Origin of the sequence: Aeromonas sp. 75A (assembly GCF_051919425.1) — a bacterium.
Classification (GTDB): domain Bacteria; phylum Pseudomonadota; class Gammaproteobacteria; order Enterobacterales; family Aeromonadaceae; genus Aeromonas; species Aeromonas veronii.
On the sequence record NZ_JBQBES010000002.1, the window covers coordinates 2,619,460 to 2,638,144 of the forward strand.

The window sequence follows — 18,685 nt, forward strand, 5'->3', positions numbered from 1 at the left end:
CTCACCTCCCCACAGGCGCACAATGTCCGCGCATTGAGCCAGTCGAGGAGTCCGCCGTGTACAACTTCCAATATGCCAATCCGACCCGTATCTGTTTCGGCGAGGGGCAGATCGCCAGCCTGCCCGAACTGATCCCGCCCGGCAGCCGGCTGCTGGTGCTCTACGGCGGTGGCAGCATCAAGCAAAACTGCGTCTATGAGCAGCTGACCCGGGCGCTGGAAGGGGTGACGTGGCAGGAGTTTTCCGGCATCGGCGCCAACCCCAGATTCGAGCTGTTGATGGAGGCGGTGGCGCAGGTGAAACGCGAGCGCATCGACTTCTTGCTAGCCGTCGGCGGTGGCTCGGTAGTGGATGGCACCAAGTTTGTTGCGGCGGCCGCCTGCTATGAGGGGGATGATCCCTGGGATATCTGCGGTAAACAGGCGAGCGTGCACAAGGCGCTGCCGATGGGCTGTGTGCTGACCCTGCCGGCGACCGGCTCCGAGAGCAATCCCACCTCGGTGGTGAGCCGCGGGGATGTGAAGATCTCCTTCAGAAGCTCGCTGGTGCAGCCGCAATTTGCGGTGCTCGATCCGGCGACCACCTACAGTCTGCCGCCTCGCCAGACCGGCAATGGAGTGGTGGATGCCTTCGTCCATATTGCCGAGCAGTACCTCACCTTTCCGGTGGGAGGCGAGGTACAGGATCGGCTGGCGGAAGGTTTGCTGCAGGTGCTGGTGGAGAACGGCCCCAAGGCGCTGGCGGAGCCGACCAACTATCAGGTGCGGGCCAATCTGATGTGGGCGGCCAGTCTGGCGCTCAACGGCCTTATCGGTTGCGGGGTGCCGCAGGATTGGGCCTCTCACGCCATCGGCCATCAACTGACGGCGCTCTACGGGCTCGACCACGGCCAGAGCTTGGCGGTGGTGCTCCCTTCGCTGCTCCGTGAGCGGGCGAGCCAGAAGCAGGACAAGCTGGCTCAGTTCGCCGAGCGGGTGTGGCATTCGACCCGCGAGGACAAGGCCCTGCGCATCGAGGAGGCGATCATCCGTACCGAGCAGTTCTTCCAGAAGATGGGACTGGGGACCCGGCTTGCCGACTATGGCCTCAGCGAAAGCTGCATTCCGGCGGTCTGCTCCAACCTCAAGCGGGTGGGGCGCACCGCGCTCGGTGAGCAGCAGGATATCGACCCGGATCGGGTGGCACGCATTCTCGCCCGGGCGCTATAAGTCGGCGCCGGTTTGTGTCCCTGGCTGATTCATTTTCCCAATTAAAGAGGGCCGCTTGTTGCGGCCCTCTTGCATGACTGGTTAGCCGATCACTCGGTGCGCGCCTTCAGATAACCGGCGTAATCCGGGATCTGTACGCTGAACGCTTGCCGCATATGGGGGCTGTCCATGATGAAGTCGGCGGTCGCTTCGTTGGTGGCGACCGGGATGTTCCAGACCGCCGCAAGGCGCAGCAGCGCCTTCACGTCCGGATCGTGCGGCACCGCATTGAGGGGATCCCAGAAGAAGATCAGCACGTCAATCTTCCCTTCGGCAATCAGGGCGCCGAGCTGCTGGTCGCCCCCCATGGGGCCGGAGAAGAGGCAGGTGATGGGCAGCTGCGCCTTCTTGCCGAGCATGGTGCCGGTGGTCCCGGTCGCATAGAGATGGTGGAGCTTGAGCTCCTCCTTGCGGCGCATCACCCAGTTCAGCAGGGGGGTCTTCATGTTGTCGTGAGCCACCAGTGCCACCCGTTTGTGGGGCGCCATCTCGCGTGCAATCTGTTCCATGGAAATCGTCCGTAGCATTGTTATTGGAAGAGAGTCGTATCCTAATCGAAAGCCATGACAGATGCTGTGTCGGGCGTATTAACTGTGATCCTGTCGAAAAGTTTTCGGGTCATGCGACTCAAATATGGCGGTCCAAATAAAGAGACCCGCGCTGGCGGGTCTCTTTGCTTGCTGGCCTGCTGGCTCAGGTGCCGTGGTGCAGTTGCGACTGCTGGTAGTTCTCCAGCCCGATGCGATCGATAAGGTCTAGCTGGGTCTCCAGCCAGTCCACGTGCTCCTCCTCATCCTCCAGGATCTCCTGGAACAGGTCGCGGCTGATGTAGTCCTGCACCGACTCGGCATAGGCGATGGCTACCTTGAGGTCGGGGATGGCATCCATCTCCAGCGAGAGGTCGCAGCGCAGCATCTCTTCCACCGTTTCACCGATACGCAGCTTGCCCAGATCCTGCAAATTGGGCAGCCCTTCGAGAAACAGCACGCGCTTGACCAGCTCGTCGGCGTGTTTCATCTCATCGATGGACTCGTGATACTCCTTGTGCCCGAGCGCCTTGAGGCCCCAGTCATCGTAGATGCGGGCGTGCAGGAAGTATTGGTTGATGGCAATCAGCTCATTGGCCAGCACCTTGTTGAGGTGGGCAATGATCTTGGGATCTCCTTTCATCGACAGTGCTCCTTGGTTCGTGCCTGAGGCTCCGATCGTTAGAGTTTAGTCCAGAAAAGTGACAACAAGGGGTCTGGCGAGCCAGCTCGCCTGAGAAAAGAGGTGACCCTGTTGGCGGGTCGCATCAGAAAAGAGGTGTCCGGATCAGGCCACTTCGTAGTAGAGCACGGGTTGCTCCTGCTCCATCTTGTCGAGCTCGGCGGCAATGATCTCCATGGTCATGCGCACGCATTTTCCACATTGGGCGCCCACCTCGAGCGACTGCTTGAGTTGGCGGAATTCGCTTTTACCTGACTGCACCGCTTTGCGGATCTGGGTATCTGTGATGCCGCGGCACAAACAGACGTACATGATGGTCACCTCTTGTGGAATGAGATGAAATCTAAATGAGAATGGTTCGCAGTGCAAATAACCATTGGTAATAAGATCCCCTGCTTGCCACTGTGCAACCCCTTGGGGACAATGCTGGCAACCAGAGGAGATCACCATGCTCAAGAAACTGTTCAGCGCCCTGTTCGGGGGCGAGCCGACCAAGGTTGTGGAAGTGACCCCGACCGAATATGCCGGCTATCTAATCTATCCGGAACCCATGGCAGAAGGTGGCCAGTATCGGCTGGCGGGCCGCATCACCAAGGAGCTGGACGGCGTGCTGCAAACCCACCGTTTCATCCGCTCCGATCTGTTTGCCAATCCGGCCGATGCCGAGCGTTTCATGGTGCAGAAGGCCCACACCTTTATCGATCAGATGGGGGATCGCATGTTCGAGCCCCGCAAACCGGCTGACAGCCAAGCTTCATGACACTGCAAGAGGTCACCCTGCTGCGCGAGGCGCTGGCCCGCGCCGGTGAGCGGCGACTGATCTGGCTGGAGGGGGAGGAGGCCGAGTGCATTGCCCGCGCCCAATCCCTGCTCGGCGAGACCGTCTTCTGGCTGGGTGCCGGGCCCGAGTGCTATGCCCCTCAACCCGCTGCCAAGGCGCTGCAGCGGCTCGGTCAGGAGTGCGACACGCTGGTATTCAATGCCTTCAGCGGCTTTCACCCCGATGCCTTCGGGGCGCTGGCAGGCACTCTATGCGCCGGTGGCTTGCTGTTGCTGCTGACGCCGCCAAGAGTAGAGTGGCCTGCATGGCCGGATCCTGACCGGATCCGGCTGGTGGCCCAGCCGGAAGAGGCGAGCCGGGCCGGCCACGGCTTTATCGCCCGACTGGTGCGGTTGCTGGAAGGTGATCCAGCCCTCTCTCTGGGGCCGCCGGTTTGCTCGCAGCCGTGGCAACCGCTTGGGCCCGAACGCAGACTGAGCTGCGATCAGGAACAGGCACTACCTGCTATCCACAAGGTGTTGCACGGTCATCGCCGCCGGCCGCTGGTGCTGAGTGCCGACCGCGGTCGTGGCAAGAGTGCGCTGCTGGGCCTGGCTGCCGCCGAGCTGCTGCGCCAGCAGCCCCGGCTGAACATAGTTGTTACGGCCCCCTCGCAGGCAACGGTGGCGACCCTGTTTGCCCACGCCGCTTGCGGGCTAGATTCTACGCCGGAACAGCTGACCGGGCTGAGCTACTGTGCGCCGGATCGGCTGGTGCACGAGGCGATTAATCCCGATCTGCTGCTGGTGGATGAAGCGGCCGCCATTCCGACCCCGCTGCTCGAGGCCATACTGGCCCGCCACAGTCGCATCGTGTTTGCCACTACCGAGCACGGTTACGAGGGGACGGGGCGCGGTTTTCACCTGCGCTTCAAACGGGTGCTCGATAGCCAGACCCCGGAGTGGCAGGAGATCCGCCTCTCTGAACCCATTCGCTGGAGTGAGCGTGATCCGCTGGAGCCGCTGATTTTCCGTCTGCTCGGCCTCAATGCCGAAGTGGCAACTCCCTTGCCGCCGACCAGCCCGAGCTGGCGTCTGGTCAACCAGGAGGCGCTGGAGAGCGACGAGACGTTGCTCAACCAGCTGTTCGGCCTGCTGGTGCTGGCTCACTACCAGACTACGCCGAGCGATCTCAGATCCCTGCTGGAGAGCCCGGATCTCGACATCCATCTGCTGGAGCAGGATGCGAGCCTGCTGGGTGTGGCGCTGGTGGCGCGGGAAGGGGAGATAGATCCCGAGCTGGCCGAGGCGATATGGGCCGGTCGCCGCCGTCCGCGCGGCCATCTGCTGCCCCAGTCGCTGCTGGCCCACGCCGGTTTTAAAACGGCGGGGGCGCGCAGCTACGCCCGGGTGATGCGTATCGCCATCCACCCCGAGCTGCACCGGCACGGACTGGGTTCGCTGCTGCTTGGCAGGCTGGAAGAACATTATCGTCAGGCGGGGATCGACTACCTCGGTTCTGCCTTTTCGGCCAGCGCCGACCTGCTCCCTTTCTGGCGCAAGGCTGGATTGACGGTGCTGCGCATCGGCTTGCAGCGGGATGCGGCCAGCGGCTGCCACGCAGCCCTGCTGCTCAAAGCGCTGAAACCCGAGCATGAGCCCGAGCTGGATCTGTGGCAGCAGCGTTTTGTATGCCAGTTGCCGACCCTGCTGGCGGGCGAGTTGAGCGAGCTGGATCCCGAGTTGGTATGGCAATGTTTGCAAGGCAGCACCGTCACCGCGGCTGAGCTTGGCGAGTTCGAGCGCGACGAGATTGAATGCTTTGCCCTGCATCACAAGCCGTTTGAACTGAGCCAATGTAGCCTGCAGTTGTGGCTGGCACGCCATCTGGCTGTGTTGGCTTCACTGACTCCTGAAGAGCGTTATCTGCTGATCGCAGCCATCTGGCAATATGCCGACTGGGGAAGACTGGCTGCGAGGTTGCAACTGGCGGGCAAGCCCGCCGTGACCAAGAGGTTGCGGGCGCTGCTGGCGCGTCTCTTGAGTTCCTCTACCACTCGATAGGTTTACCCTGCCAGTCGAGAAAGCTCAGCTCGCCATCCGGTTGCAGCCGGTTCATCAGGTTAATCAGATGGTCGGCGACCAGTTCGGGACTCTGCACATTTCCCGCCGGTACATTGGCGTGAAACGGGCGGGAGAGTTGGGTATCCACGGTGCCGGGATGGAAGGCCAGCAATTTGACGCCTGGGGCCCGCCGGGCCAGCTCGATGGCGGCACACTTGAGCAGCATGTTGAGGGCGGCCTTGGATGCGCGATAGCCATACCAGCCACCCGCTCGGTTGTCACCAATGCTGGCGACCCGGGCGCTGAGAACGGCCAGAGTGCAAGGCTCGCGGCCAAACAGCGGTAACAACTGGCTGATCCAGCGCAGCGGCAGCAGGGCGTTGGTCTGGTAGAGGCGGGTCATGGCATCGAGATTGATTGCTTCGAGTCGCTTCTCCGGCTGGATCTCCCCCTGATGCAGGATGCCGTTGCAGATCACCACCCGATGGGGTCTCGGCGCCAACTCCGCGATGCGGGCTACCGCAGGTGCCATCTGCTCATCGCTGTAATCACAACATAGCCAGTGCAGGGCTGGCGAAGAGGCGCCTGCTGGTGCGGGATGACGACTGATGGCAATCACTGGCCCGACACCCGCCGCCAACCAGTGTGTCACCAGAGCCGCCCCGATACCGCCAGAAGCGCCAATCACGACGATACCTTTACTCATCTCAGGCTCCTTGTGAGTGCATGATGGATTTCACCATCCGCCAATGTTGTCCTGATTGGCAGGTACGATCCCGCCAGCCTGCGGGATCAAGCGGTTAACGATGCAATCTTGCCGAGATCCGAGCCGCTGGGTGAATTCCATTCCTATACTGAAAGAAAACCGCAGCGGTCTGCTGCCCGCGCAACCTGAATGAGAGTCACCATGATGTCCAAAGATGGGGAAGAGCGTAAATCTATCCTGACCGAAAGTGGCACCAACGAGCTCGAGATCATCGAGTTTCACCTCAAGAAGCAGCTACCGGACGGCCGTGAAAAAACCGCTTATTACGGGATCAACGTCGCCAAGGTGCGCGAGGTGATCCGGGTGCCTGAGACCACAGATTACCCCAATGCCCAGCGTCATATGGTGGGGGTATTCTCCCTGCGGGATCGCCTCATCCCGCTGGTCGATCTGGCGGGCTGGCTCGGCATCAAGACCAACCCAGACCCCAGCCACAAGGTGGTGATCGTCACCGATTTCAACAAGATGGCCAACGGCTTCCTGATCGATAGTGTCAGCAGGATCCACCGGGTATCCTGGGAGGATGTGGAGTCACCCAGCCAGTTTCTGGAGGCGGGGGAGAACGACTGCGTGGTGGCCGTGGTCAGGCGTGATGGCAACCTCATCATGATCCTCGATTTCGAGAAGATCATCGCCGATATCAACCCCGAGCTCAGCATGGAGAAGTACGACGTCACCCAGGATCGCAAGGTGCTCATCGACGATCGCATGATGGCGCTGCGTCAGGGCAAAACCATTCTGGTGGTGGACGACTCGGCCTTTATCCGCAAGATGATCGAGACCACCCTGCGCACCGCTGGCTACAACGTGATTACGGCCAAGGACGGCGGCGAGGGGCTGGAGATGATGACGGATTTCGATCGTCTGGCCCAGGAGGAGAGAATGCCGGTGACCGGCTTCGTCAATGCGGTGATCACCGATGTGGAGATGCCGCGCATGGATGGTATGCACCTGCTCAAGCGGCTGCGGGATACCCCCTCCTACAAGGAGATGCCCATCGTGATGTTCTCCTCCCTGATGAGCGATGACAACCGTCAGAAAGCGCTGCAACTGGGGGCCAACGATACCATCACCAAGCCCGAGATAGGGCGCATGGTGGGGATGATGGATCACATGCTGCTGGGAATTGCCCCGCCTTCGCCCGCCAACAACATCTGACCTGCCATTAACTTGCCATTGGCCGGTCGAATCCACTGACCGGTTGCCTCAAGCGGCCACTCTTTGCCAAGGGGTGGCCGCGCTGTTTTGGCTGTTTGCTGCGATCCCGACGCCCCTTGTCTCCCGGATATGATTCATGTAATGATAATTATTATCATTTGTTGGTGTGAAGCATATGACAGCAACCTGGGTGAAGGGGTGGGTCGAGTCGACCGAAGGTGGCAGCAGCATGAGTCACTGGAAACAGCAGACCCGAGAGGGCAACCGGCTGTTTGACTGCGGCGAGTATCATCAGGCGTTGGCCCATTATCAGCAGGCGCTCTGGCTGGCTCGTCAGCAATTGGTGCAGTGGCATGACGCCGATGAGGCGGTGGCTGCGCTGGTTGTGGCTCACCACAATCTGGCGGATCTGCTGGTGGCCATGACCCTGCCCGATCGCGCCGCCGACCTGCTCTACTATGTGCACGACTGCCTGCTGGCGACCTGTCACTCCCCCGCTTGCTCCTCTCGCCTGCGAGAGGCGGCTTTGCGCCATACCCGCACAACCCGTGCCGAGTTGCTGACGTTCGTACAGCGCCACGGCAGCCACGCCGGGATCATGCGCTCGCTCGGTCACTGCCTGTGTCAGAGCGAGCCCTCATCCCGGCTCCATTAATCCGAACAGAGGTCATCATGAGCCATACCCTGCCAGCCCTGAACTATGCCTACGACGCACTGGAACCCCATATCGATGCAATGACCATGGAGATCCACCACAGCCGTCATCACCAGACCTATACCAACAACCTCAACGCCGCGCTGGAAGGATCGCCCGAGCTGGCCGTACTGCCGGTAGAGGAGCTGCTGCGCCGCTTCGACACCCTGCCAACCGCCCTGCAGGGGGCGGTACGCAACCATGGTGGCGGCCATGCCAATCACTCCCTGTTCTGGCTGGTGATGAGCCCGCAGGGGGGCGGTGAGCCGAGCGGTGAGCTTGCTCTTGCCATCGAGCGGGAATTGGGGGGATTCGATGCCTTCAAGCAGGCCTTCACTCAGGCTGCCCTGAGCCGCTTTGGTAGCGGCTGGGCCTGGCTGGTGGTGGACAAGGCGGGCAGATTGCAGGTGGAGAGCAGTGCCAATCAGGATAGCCCCCTGATGCATGGCCATACCCCGATCCTGGGGCTGGATGTGTGGGAGCACGCCTACTATCTCAAGTACCAGAACAAGCGCCCTGACTATATCGCAGCCTTCTATCAGGTGGTGGATTGGGCCGAAGTGGCCCGCCGCTATCAGGCGGTGCGAGGCTGACTTGGTCGCTGGGAATTGGTTTGCAGTACAGCCGCCACAACCCGCGCTGTAATAACAAGACCCGCCAGTTGGCGGGTCGTCTGTTTATGGTGTGGCAGTGCTGACGCTGGCGGCTGAAGGGGTCATCGGCAATGTGGGCAAGGCCGCGCTGGGCATCTCGGCGGTGGTTTGTGCCGCGGGTTTGGCGGGAGTGACCGGCTCAGTGGCTGCCGCTGCAGATAACGCAGGAGTGACTTGTTCAGTCGCGGCAGATGGAGTAGCCGACTCGGTGGCAACCGCGGCAGAAACTGCCGCTGGCTTGGCCTCATCCACCGCCGGTTTGGGCTGTTTGAGGCAGGGTTGCAGGCTGCCGATGGTGCTCAGTGACTGGCAAGGCACAGGCAGACCGATGGGCACAGGAGCGCCGAGGAACTTGGGTCCCTTGTCCAGCACATAGAGGTCGAGCAGCCCCATCAGGCGGGCAAAGACTTCCCGCACCCGGGTGCGGATCCCCTGATAGGCGCTGGGATCCTCGGCATTGAAGCCAACCGCGTCGATACCGAAATGGCGGGCGATGAAGATGGCCCGCTCGTTGTGAAAGCCCTGGGAGACCACGGTAAAGCGCTCCTGGCCGAACACCTCCTTGGCGCGAACCACAGAGTCGAGGGTGCGGAATCCGGCGAAATCCATATAGATGGCGGAGGCGGGGATGCCCGCTTTGATCAGGGCGCGGCGCATCTGGCGTGGCTCGTTGTACTGCACGGTAGCGTTGTCACCGGAGACGATGATGAAGTCCACCTTGGCATTGTTGTAGAGCTCGGCCGCCGCCTTGATGCGGTATTTGAAGTAGTGGTTGGGGCCGCCACCGGAGAGATATTTGGAGGTACCCAGCACCACCGCAACCCGGTTGTAGGGCACCTTGTCTACCCGATCGTAGGTGTAGTGACGGGCATCCGAGACGATCCACTCGCTGTAGCCCAGCAGCATGGCAATCAGGGCCAGCAGCAAAACGAGGCAGGCGAGGAGGATCTTGGCAAACTTCTTCATGCGCGGTGCGGTCAGGGTCTGAAGTTGGGAGTGGCTATCGGCATTCTATTACAACTCGGCCGCTGGCGTCAGGCTTGATAACGGGCGGGCACCTCATTCGGGCAGAGGTTGTCGCAGCAGAGGCCGGGAGAGCGGGAGGATAAAGAGAGGGGCTGCGGTGGCAGCCCCTCTGGTCGGTGAAGGTTTATCAGTGGGCGGAGTCGTTACCCTTGCAGGCGTCTGACTCCTTGTTGGCTTGCCACCAGGGCAGCAGATCCCGGGCGAGCCACGCCTGATAGGCGTCGCTGTCGTTGGCGATCAGCCGGTCCATCTCCCCTTCGAAGTCGCTCATCGCCTGCTGCCGATCCGGATTGCGCAGCGCCTGTGCCAGCGCCAGCCAGCTGGCGCCGCGACCGGTATCGTTGAGGAAGCGGTGCACGGTATAGGACCAGGAGTAGACCATCTCGCCACCCTGGTCGTAGTCAAGGTGGAGGATCGCCGCCAGTGTCGGGCGCTGGTTGGCAGGGCGGTTTGCCACGTTATCCAGACCCCGGGCAAAGCACTGGCCGTGGGCGATGTACTCAGCAATTCCCTCGGCCCACCAAGTGGTGCGGTTGAGCGGATAGTGGCCGAAGCTGCCGTACTGGTTGAAGCGACCATCCAGATAGTGAACGTACTCGTGGCGCAGGTTCCACACCTGGAAGGCAGGGCGTTTCCACTCCGCCTCATAGGCGAAGAAGCGGGCCTGATTGCCGGGGCGAGCCGGATCCCCCTCGATATAGATGCCGCCATTGTCGGTGGAGACGCCAAACAGCGCGCTGCCGTAGCGGCCCCAGTCGGCGGAGGAGTTGAAGATCACCAGCTCCAGCGCTTCGTTGTGGTCATCGGCCACCGGTTGCCAGCCAGTCTCCATCTGCTGGTGGAAGCGCTGCTCTTCATCACCCAGCTCGCGGCAGATCCCTTCGGCCTGAGCCTGGGTCAGATCCTGGGCGCGCAGACGCAGGGTTGGCGAGCAGGTGTGCTCGAACGGCAGAATATCTTCCATGCGGATCGGGGTACAAAGCCCGGCGAACTCGCCACTGACACAGGCTTCGCTGGTGCGATCCGTGTAGGTGAGGTAGTAGCTGGAGAGGGTCAGGGAGACCTCTTCCAGCATGGCAGCCGGATGCTGTCCACCCGGGATCAGCCCCTGCTGGCGCATGATGGCGATGACATCGCGATCCAGCTGTTGGCGATAGGCAATCGCCTTATCCGGACTGGTGTGATGGAGGTAGCGCATCATCTGATAGAGGCGGCTGTGGGCATCGAGGATGTTGTTGAAGATAAACAGATCCCGTGAGCCATCGCGCTGTTTCCAGAGGGCCAGCTCGCTCAGGCCCAGTTGCAGCAGGCTCTGGCGCAATGCCGCCTCCTGCTGCAGCACAGCTGCGCTGAAGTCAGCCTGCTGACCGTAAGAGGCGCTCTGATCGACCAGATTGAGCAGCTCGAACAGGCCATCGGCCCAGGGTTTGTGGCCATTGATCTGTTCCGCATGTTGCACCGCATAGCCGAGCGCCTGGTTGAGCTGGGCCAGCATGGGGGCGGCACTCTGGCGGAAGGCGGCTTGGCCAAGCTGTCCCTGCGCCGCCACGCTCCAGGCTTCCAGCACTGTGCCAGCCTGATCCTGTGGTTCAGCTCCCAGCAGCAGGGGGTGGTTAAGCAGATCAATCATTACCCCGGCCAGTGCCCGGGCGGCCTGATCACTCTCTTTACCAACGCCACCGTAGTAGTTGTGGGCACGCACATAGTAGAGCAGCTTGTCCATTGCCGGATGGGTCGGCTGGTTGGCCGCCAGCAGGGCACGCATGCCGCGTACCACCGCCATCAGCTTGGCATCATCGTGGCCGTAATCCGCCTGCCAGGCAGGACTGTTCTGGCCGCTCACGTCGGCTACCAGTTTGGCGGCATCGTTGTCGAGCAGATCCACATCGGGCTGCTCGGGCTCGGAGCAGAGACGACCGTTGGCACGCCGGCACTCCAGCTGCTCCTCCTTGCTGGCCAGCACTATGGGGCGATTGAGCACCCGGCTCTCCTGCCACGCTTTGCTCTCTGGCAGGGGTTGCCACTCGCCGCCGGCGACCGGGTATTGGTAGCCGCTATCTTGCAACGTTACCTGAACCTCGCTGCCAGCGGGGATCACCTGACGGCAGATGCGATAGCGGATGGTGTTGCTCCCCTCCTTGCGCTCCTGCGGCTCATCACACTCCTGCTGAGGCGTGAGCTGATCCAGCTGCCACTGATAGCGGCGCCAGACATGGATCTCGCTGACCTGAGCGGCAGCCTGACTGCCTGCCACCGGTTGCAGACGGAAGAAGATCTGCTCCAACCGGCCATCCCGCTCGCTCGGGGTCTCTTCAAGTACCTGCAACTGCTGCCAATCCTGCGGCTGATAGTGCCACTCCGACTCGGCGCAGCGGCCCTGTGCGTTGAGTTCGCAGCGATCCAGCTCCCTTTCACTCTGACCCAGGATGATGGCTTGCGGCAGCGGCAGACGATCCTGCCGCTGGGCGGTCGGCGTGCCCGCCAGTTGCTCCCAGCGACCCTGCTTGAGGCCATAACCGAAGTCATAACTGCTGGCGGGAATGAGCTTGCCCGCCGGAATCCGATCTTCACAGCGCACGAAGCGGATCTGCCAGCCCGCATCTACCTTGAGCTGCGGCTCGCCACACTGCTGCTCGGTCAGTGCGGCGAGATCGCTGCTCTGCCAGTCGAAGCGACGGTAGACCCTAAGCTGCTGGTAAGGCGCATTGCTGCTGCGCGCCTTGAGCTCGTAGGTGATCTCGGTGATGCGTGCGGCCAGTTGCCGGCTCGATTCGCCAGTCAGCTGATACTGTCGCCAGTCATTGGGGGAGTAGTTGGCTTGCGCCGAGGATGTCGCCAAAAGCAGGGGGCCTGCCAGCAGCAGCCACCCGGTACCTGAACGGTTCATTTTTATCCCTTTGTTCTTGTTTGTGTATTGTCTTGCGAGTAATCGCAAGGCAATTTACAGGGACTCAAAAGAATATCAACGATTTTTTAAATGACATATAAATCAATGATATAGCGTTGATTGATATGCTTGCTGTTTTTGAACTCCTGCTGCCGTAGTGAGGGCTCACATGCGACTTTATTGAAGAAGTTGTTAGTTGTGTAAAGTGTGTGTCAGATCTCATTTAATCAACACGAGACATGCAGCAAATGACCAGGAAAAGCGAGATGTCCCTATGGCTTAAGCCACATTATCTGGGCGGATGATGACTGGTGACTCAATCAGCAAAGCCAGCTATTTGTTCGTGAGGAGGCGGGATGAAAAGAGATTGGCCGCCTGTATGGGTAGCACAGGCGACCTGATAAGAGTTGCTTTCAACACCACCTGCTCATCTGTTTCGCGCCAATTTCAGCGTCACTACAGATGAATCATCAGAGATAGCTGACGGTCACGATCGCCATGTTGCTGGCATTGGTCACTTTGTAGCTGATAGTGCTGCTAATTGAGCTGATTTGACCAGCTTGCTGCAAGTGAGCCAAAGGCATGGTTTGCTTGTTGATGCCTGAATAGCAGGTCACGCTGCTGTCAGAAAAATCACATGGAGATTCGTAGATAGTGCCAGTAAACGTCACTGAACCATCAGCAGCAGAAGCAGTGGATGGCAACAAGGTGGTACCAAGCAGCAAGGAGGTGCATACAGAGAAAACTGTCTTGCGAACTAAACGGGAGGCGGTGTGTTGAGCTTTCATATCTATGTCCTTTTCGTCACAGGTGTTGTACGAAAAGGGCAACGCAATCAAAGAGTAATGCCATAAATCGGCAATAACATCACTCTTCTCAGATGGCAGCTCCGCTGTCTTAGGTATCAAAACCCTTAGACCGGTGGCTTTGCGTCCCGACCTTTCGATCGGTTTGCCCTTTACTCTATGTCTAGATGATAACACTCCACTTTGAGAAATCAATCGGCTTAAAAATCATGAGAGATGGATCACAGTTAGTCTGCATAATTAATAACGTATATTTATTTTTTATCTCAAATCTTGCCTGTGAATATTGCGGACAAGCCTCTATATTAGCGCGTCATATCTATGATTAATATGTAATGTAGTAGATGTATATTTATGTGTGGGCTGCCAATGATTTGATTACCTGATTACCTGATTACCTGATTACCTGATTACCTGATTACCTGATTACCTGATTACCTGATTACCTGATTACCTGATTACCTGATTACCTGATTACCTGATTACCTCTTTAGGGGGCGATTCATGAAGTGGTTGATAACTATTATCAAAAATAGATAGGTTGTCTTTGTTGTGTTTTTGTTGGAGTTTTGTGTGCGACTTTAAATTCATAGTCTGACAATATTACAATAGATGTCCTTTATATGAACTTTATTTATTTCATGATCTCGCTTTATGTTTTATTGTTGCCTTAACTCATTGTTTTTTATGTGTTTATAAAAAATTTATACAAATCAAAATGTATTTGATGTGCATCAAACGAGTCGTTAATTTGTTCGTCAAGCAAAAGCGGAATGCGGCTTTCTGCACAGACGACAAGGACGTATGTAGTTGTGCAGTTGAGGTGTAGCGGGAACTACCCCTGATGCGGTGTGCTGCTTTTGCTTATTTAAATAAACCTGAAGAGGCACAGTTTATTATTGGCATGACTTCTCATCGGCTTAATGAGAGACGAGCGCCAACAGTTGCTGTGCAGTATATCGCGGCATCACTTAATATCGTGACTCCAGCATGATTGGAGTGATGCAGTACAACACACGTTAATGTAGGTATAAACGAATGAAAGCTAATAAGATTCTGGTTGCTATGGGTGTTGGTTCCATGCTGCTGTGCGGCTCCGCTTTTGCTGCTGGTGGTGCCGGTTCCGGTAAAGTCACTTTTAACGGTGAAATCATCAACGCTCCTTGCTCTGTAGCCCCTGAGTCTGTTGACCAGGTAGTTGAAATGGGCCAGATCAGCACCAAAGAGCTGGCCAACGGTGGTGAGTCCAACTCCAAGCCGTTCAGCATCAAGCTGCTGAACTGTGAAATCTCCGACGCCGAAGATGCTGTCAAGGTGACTTTCAGCGGTGCCAAAGACCCGGTAGATTCCAGCCTGCTGGTGATCGGTGGTGGTGACGCCGCGGGTGCCGGTATCAAGATGACCGCTCCGGGTGGTGCTCCGATCGTGCTGGGTACTCCGACTTCAGCCTTTACCCTGGTTAATGGTGATAACGAACTGCCGTTCAGCGCCGTGCTGAAAGGCTATGCAAAACAAGACACCAACCCGCTGAAAGCCGGTGCTTTCACTGCAGTGACCAACTTTACTCTCTCCTACGAGTAATAGAGTGCCTTAACGTGTGACAAGGGTTGTGGTGGTGCGAGCCACCACAACTTCACACATTCTGTTTCCTCACATCGAACCCTAATCATGAAAACTTCAATGATGGCGGCCATGGTGCTGCAGCTGGTGATGATGGCGGGATCAGTCCACGCCAACGAACTCACGGATGGACTAGCCGAATCGGGCTGTACGCTGAAGGTGCTGCGCAGCATTCCGCTGCAGGCTCAGCAACCGGGTACGTTGAAAATCAGCGGTTGTCAGGTTGACGGGGCGACGGTGGCATCACTGCCTTTTATTTCCATGTCCGTGCGTGGTGCCATGAGCGATAAGCTGGGCATTCTCAATAACGGCCAATATCACAAGGTATCCGGTGAGCGCTTTATTGTCTCGGATATCGTCAACAGTGATCTGGAATTCAATTTGGGGCTCATCAGCAGTCAGCTGTTTCTTCCGGACAGTACGACGCTGTTAGAACTCAATTATATGTAAGCAAACCAATTGCTTAGTGTAGATACCTCATTACGTGAGACCTTTATGCAATTCCTAGAGTGAAAATATGAGCGTTTCAACATCAGACTCTGTGAGAAAAAAACATTATTCAAAAATGGCTTTTATGCTATGCGTGCCCGGCCTGATGGCGGTGGCAAATCACGCATGGGCAGAAACGGAGTTTAATATTGATGCGCTCGATCTGGATGAGCGGACCAAGATCGACCTCTCCCAGTTTGCCGACGAAGGCTACATCCTGCCCGGCGACTACTACCTCGAGATTGAGGTCAACAAGAACAAGCTACCCCTGCAGAAAATCCCTTTCTACGAGAACGATACTGGCAAGGGAAAGGGTGGGCTGGCCTGCCTGCCGCAAGACGTGATCCCCAAGCTGGCGCTGACCGACGAGGCCATCGCCAAGATCGATACCTGGCACGATGGCCAGTGTGCCAACCTGTTGGCGCTGGACGGCGTAGTGATCTCGAACGATATCGGTAACGGCTTGCTGCGCATTGCCATCCCTCAGGCGTGGATGAAGTACAGCGATCCCAACTGGATTCCGCCCGAGCAATGGGATGAAGGGATCCCGGGGATGATGCTGGATTACAACATCAATGCCCAGGTCAACGAAGGCGATGGTTACTCCAATCACAACATCAGCAGCTATGGTACGCTGGGGTTCAACTACGGCGCCTGGCGTTTGCGGGGTGACTATCAGGCCAGCTCTTACTGGGGTGATAATGAGCGGACGTCGACCGAGCTGAACCGTATCTATGCCTATCGTCCGCTGCCGAACATGGCCGCCAAGCTGACAGTGGGTGAGCAGCAGCTCAACTCCCAGTTAATCGATGGTTTCCGCTATACCGGCGTCAACCTGGCCAATGACGAGCGCATGCTGCCGCCTAGTCTGCAGGGTTATGCGCCGGAAGTGAGCGGTATTGCCAAGACCAACGCCAAGGTCACCATCTCCCAGTCCGGCCGGATCATCTATGAAACCAACGTGCCGGCGGGCCCGTTTCGCATCCAGGGGCTGGACAGCTCGGTGCGCGGCCGCCTTGATGTGCGGGTAGAGGAGCAAGATGGCAGTGTCAATTCGTTCCAGGTAGACACGGCAACCGTTCCCTACCTGACTCGCCCTGGCTATGTCCGATACAACCTGGCGGTTGGTGCACCTTCCGAACAGACGGATTCGGTGCACGATGTGCACGGCCCTGCCTTTGTGACCGGTGATTTCTCCTGGGGGGTGGCGAACTCCTGGTCGCTGTACGGCGGCAGCCTGATTGCGGGTGAATACAACTCCATGGGATTGGGTATCGGTCGTGATCTCTATGCCTTCGGCGCTATTTCCGCCGACCTGACCCAGTCCATCGCCAAGTTGCCGGGCCTGTCGACCAAGATTGGCCAGTCGGTACGGGTGAACTACGCCAAGCAGTTTGATGAATACAACAGCTCGATCACCTTCGCAGGTTATCGCTTCTCCCAACATGACTTCATGACCATGTCGCAGTTCCTCAATAACAAGGATCGGTTGGAGAACAACACTACGACCTCGAGCGATGATTACAATACCTGGGGTGACAAGGAGCTCTACACCATTACCGCCAACAAGACCTTCTGGGCGGAGGATGCAGCCAAGGCGCTGACGGTTTATCTGGACTACACCCACAGAACCTACTGGGATCACGAGGCAGAGGATCGCTACGGCCTCACTATCAACAAGAACGTGAACATCGGCAGCTTCAAGGATGTCTCCGTCTATGTGTCGGCCTACAAGACCAAGACCGAGAACTACGAAGATGACAAGAGCGTCATGTTGACCCTCAGCGTGCCAATAGGGGACAGAAAGAGCGCGGGATACAGCGTGCAGTCCTCCAACGGCAAGGTGACCCACCTGGCCACCTATCAGGACTACAGCCGACCGGATGATACCTATCAGCTGGGGGCGGGCGTGCAGAGCAATGGCCACGCCGTGGCGCGGGGTTACTACAACCACAACAGCGACATCGGAGCGGTCAGTCTCAATGCCTACAGCGTGCAGAGCGAATACACCTCGGTTGGTGCCAGCCTGCGTGGCGGTCTGACGGCGACCCAGCACGGTGCAGCCCTGCACCAGGCGACTCGTCGTGGCGGTACCCGTATGATGGTGGATACCGATAATACCTCCGGCGTCTCTTTCAACAATGGCCGCGCCGTGACCAACCGCTTTGGCGTCGCGGTGATCAGCGACATGACCGACTATCGCAAGAGCGACACCCGGGTCGATGTGGATCAGCTGAGCGACGACATCGATGCGATGAATGCCATCAAGCAGGGGACCCTGACCGAGGGCGCAATTGGGTATAATGCTTTCGAAATTGCGGAAGGGTTCAAGCTGCTGGCCAATGTCAGACTACCCGATGGCTCAGTGCCGCCGTTTGGTGCCACCGTCGTCAAGGATTCCGGCCGTGTGCTCTCGGTGGTGGATGAAGATGGCCTGGTCTATCTGACCGGGGTGAAACCGAATGAAGCGTTTGAACTCTCCTGGGGCGGGGCCCGCCAGTGCAAGATAGTGGCGCCGCAACAAGTAACCGATCTGTCGATGAAGACTCTCACTTGCAAGTAATGGGATACCGATGAAAAAGCTGCTCTCTTATATCTGTCTGGCTGCGCTTGGCATGACCTCACTCAACGTCAGTGCCGCCATTGTGCTGGATCGTACTCGTGCCGTTTATCCGGGCGGCGCCAAGTCCATCAGCCTCAACATCAAGAACGAGAACCAGAAGCTGCCTTACCTGGCGCAGGCCTGGATTGAAGATGCCCAAGGCCAGAAGATCTCTTCTCCCTTCGTGGTGCTGCCGCCGGTACAGCGTGTGGATGCCAACCAGAAGTCCATCGTGCGCATCGCCAGTGTGCCGGCCATCGACAGCTTGCCCAAGGATCGTGAGTCCATCTACTACTTCAACCTGCGCGAGATCCCGCCCAAGAGCGAGAAGAGCAACGTGATGCAGATTGCCGTGCAGTCCAAGATCAAGCTGTTCTACCGCCCCGAGGCTATTCTGCCGGAGCGTGGAGCCGTCTGGCAGGATCAGGTGCTGATCACCAAGCAGGGCAAAGCCCTCAAGGTCAACAACCCGACCCCTTACTACATCACCTACGTGGGCCTAGGTCATCCGCAGGGCAAGGAGCGGACCACTATCAAGGGTTTCTCCGCCTTTATGGTTTCTCCCAAGTCAGAGCTGACGGTCACTATCCCGGAAACCCTGGGCAACGAATTTGTGATCAGCTATGTCAATGACTACGGCGGATATATGGATATCAAATACCAGTGCGCAGGCAATGCCTGTAAAGCCGTGAAGAGCGAGTAAGC

17 protein-coding genes and 1 riboswitch are annotated in these 18,685 nt (G+C 58.3%); of the genes, 10 read left to right on the forward strand and 7 right to left on the reverse strand.

Features of this window, described 5'->3' with window-relative positions; genetic code table 11:
* The first annotated feature begins 56 nt into the window (after window positions 1–56).
* Window positions 57–1,208: an iron-containing alcohol dehydrogenase gene (locus ACTG2T_RS12270; RefSeq protein ID WP_279624086.1), complete on the forward strand. Its 1,152-nt coding sequence runs from the start codon at window positions 57–59 to the stop codon at window positions 1,206–1,208.
* An 89-nt stretch (window positions 1,209–1,297) separates the two neighbouring features.
* Here the strand turns inward: ACTG2T_RS12270 and ACTG2T_RS12275 are convergent, their stop codons facing one another.
* The 3 genes from ACTG2T_RS12275 to ACTG2T_RS12285 all read right to left on the reverse strand — a co-directional run bounded on the left by ACTG2T_RS12275 (window position 1,298) and on the right by ACTG2T_RS12285 (window position 2,768).
* Window positions 1,298–1,756, reverse strand: coding sequence for a methylglyoxal synthase (locus ACTG2T_RS12275; RefSeq protein ID WP_005363178.1), 459 nt, complete (start codon window positions 1,754–1,756; stop codon window positions 1,298–1,300).
* Between the two features lie 184 nt (window positions 1,757–1,940).
* A complete protein-coding gene (gene bfr, locus ACTG2T_RS12280; RefSeq protein WP_330125738.1) occupies window positions 1,941–2,417 on the reverse strand; it encodes a bacterioferritin in 477 nt (158 codons plus the stop codon).
* A 144-nt stretch (window positions 2,418–2,561) separates the two neighbouring features.
* Window positions 2,562–2,768, reverse strand: coding sequence for a bacterioferritin-associated ferredoxin (locus ACTG2T_RS12285; RefSeq protein ID WP_005335965.1), 207 nt, complete (start codon window positions 2,766–2,768; stop codon window positions 2,562–2,564).
* 136 nt (window positions 2,769–2,904) lie between these two features.
* On the opposite strand from ACTG2T_RS12285, the gene ACTG2T_RS12290 reads away from it, so the two are divergent.
* The gene (locus ACTG2T_RS12290) at window positions 2,905–3,216 is read left to right on the forward strand and encodes an HlyU family transcriptional regulator (RefSeq protein ID WP_139735494.1); all 312 of its coding nucleotides are present in this window, start codon (window positions 2,905–2,907) and stop codon (window positions 3,214–3,216) included.
* Entirely contained in the window at window positions 3,213–5,279 is a 2,067-nt protein-coding gene (locus ACTG2T_RS12295; protein WP_330125739.1) for a tRNA(Met) cytidine acetyltransferase TmcA, read from the forward strand. Before ACTG2T_RS12290 ends, ACTG2T_RS12295 begins: the two co-directional genes overlap by 4 nt.
* On the opposite strand, the gene ACTG2T_RS12300 is transcribed toward ACTG2T_RS12295, so the two are convergent.
* Window positions 5,266–5,985, reverse strand: coding sequence for an SDR family NAD(P)-dependent oxidoreductase (locus tag ACTG2T_RS12300; protein WP_330125740.1), 720 nt, complete (start codon window positions 5,983–5,985; stop codon window positions 5,266–5,268). The two genes, ACTG2T_RS12295 and ACTG2T_RS12300, sit on opposite strands and share 14 nt — an antisense overlap.
* Before the next feature lie 201 nt (window positions 5,986–6,186).
* On the opposite strand from ACTG2T_RS12300, the gene ACTG2T_RS12305 reads away from it, so the two are divergent.
* The 3 genes from ACTG2T_RS12305 (at window position 6,187) to ACTG2T_RS12315 (ending at window position 8,490) form a co-directional block, all read left to right on the forward strand.
* Entirely contained in the window at window positions 6,187–7,203 is a 1,017-nt protein-coding gene (locus tag ACTG2T_RS12305) for a chemotaxis protein (RefSeq protein ID WP_005335957.1), read from the forward strand.
* Between the two features lie 175 nt (window positions 7,204–7,378).
* Window positions 7,379–7,858: a DUF2753 family protein gene (locus tag ACTG2T_RS12310; RefSeq protein ID WP_330125741.1), complete on the forward strand. Its 480-nt coding sequence runs from the start codon at window positions 7,379–7,381 to the stop codon at window positions 7,856–7,858.
* A gap of 17 nt (window positions 7,859–7,875) precedes the next feature.
* Window positions 7,876–8,490 carry a superoxide dismutase gene (locus ACTG2T_RS12315; protein WP_330125742.1) on the forward strand — a complete coding sequence of 205 codons (615 nt, stop codon included), beginning with the start codon at window positions 7,876–7,878 and terminating at the stop codon, window positions 8,488–8,490.
* Window positions 8,491–8,574: 84 nt separating this feature from the next.
* Here ACTG2T_RS12315 and ACTG2T_RS12320 read toward each other — a convergent pair whose 3' ends face one another.
* The 3 genes from ACTG2T_RS12320 to ACTG2T_RS12330 form a co-directional block, all read right to left on the reverse strand.
* Complete coding sequence (locus ACTG2T_RS12320) at window positions 8,575–9,516, reverse strand: SanA/YdcF family protein (RefSeq protein ID WP_120415349.1); 942 nt, start codon at window positions 9,514–9,516, stop codon at window positions 8,575–8,577.
* A 187-nt stretch (window positions 9,517–9,703) separates the two neighbouring features.
* Window positions 9,704–12,463, reverse strand: a complete 2,760-nt coding sequence (locus tag ACTG2T_RS12325; protein WP_330125743.1) for a collagenase — start codon at window positions 12,461–12,463, stop codon at window positions 9,704–9,706.
* A gap of 470 nt (window positions 12,464–12,933) precedes the next feature.
* Complete coding sequence (locus ACTG2T_RS12330) at window positions 12,934–13,251, reverse strand: fimbrial protein (RefSeq protein ID WP_139495150.1); 318 nt, start codon at window positions 13,249–13,251, stop codon at window positions 12,934–12,936.
* A 91-nt stretch (window positions 13,252–13,342) separates the two neighbouring features.
* Window positions 13,343–13,429: riboswitch (cyclic di-GMP riboswitch) on the reverse strand.
* Between the two features lie 878 nt (window positions 13,430–14,307).
* Between ACTG2T_RS12330 and ACTG2T_RS12335 the strand changes: the two genes are divergently transcribed.
* From ACTG2T_RS12335 to ACTG2T_RS12350, 4 genes are all read left to right on the forward strand, one after another.
* A complete protein-coding gene (locus ACTG2T_RS12335) occupies window positions 14,308–14,850 on the forward strand; it encodes a fimbrial protein (RefSeq protein ID WP_026034942.1) in 543 nt (180 codons plus the stop codon).
* A 99-nt stretch (window positions 14,851–14,949) separates the two neighbouring features.
* The gene (locus tag ACTG2T_RS12340) at window positions 14,950–15,339 is read left to right on the forward strand and encodes a hypothetical protein (protein ID WP_309508207.1); all 390 of its coding nucleotides are present in this window, start codon (window positions 14,950–14,952) and stop codon (window positions 15,337–15,339) included.
* A gap of 67 nt (window positions 15,340–15,406) precedes the next feature.
* The gene (locus ACTG2T_RS12345) at window positions 15,407–17,941 is read left to right on the forward strand and encodes a fimbria/pilus outer membrane usher protein (RefSeq protein ID WP_330125435.1); all 2,535 of its coding nucleotides are present in this window, start codon (window positions 15,407–15,409) and stop codon (window positions 17,939–17,941) included.
* Window positions 17,942–17,951: 10 nt separating this feature from the next.
* Complete coding sequence (locus tag ACTG2T_RS12350; RefSeq protein WP_127006036.1) at window positions 17,952–18,683, forward strand: fimbrial biogenesis chaperone; 732 nt, start codon at window positions 17,952–17,954, stop codon at window positions 18,681–18,683.
* Window positions 18,684–18,685 lie beyond the last annotated feature (2 nt).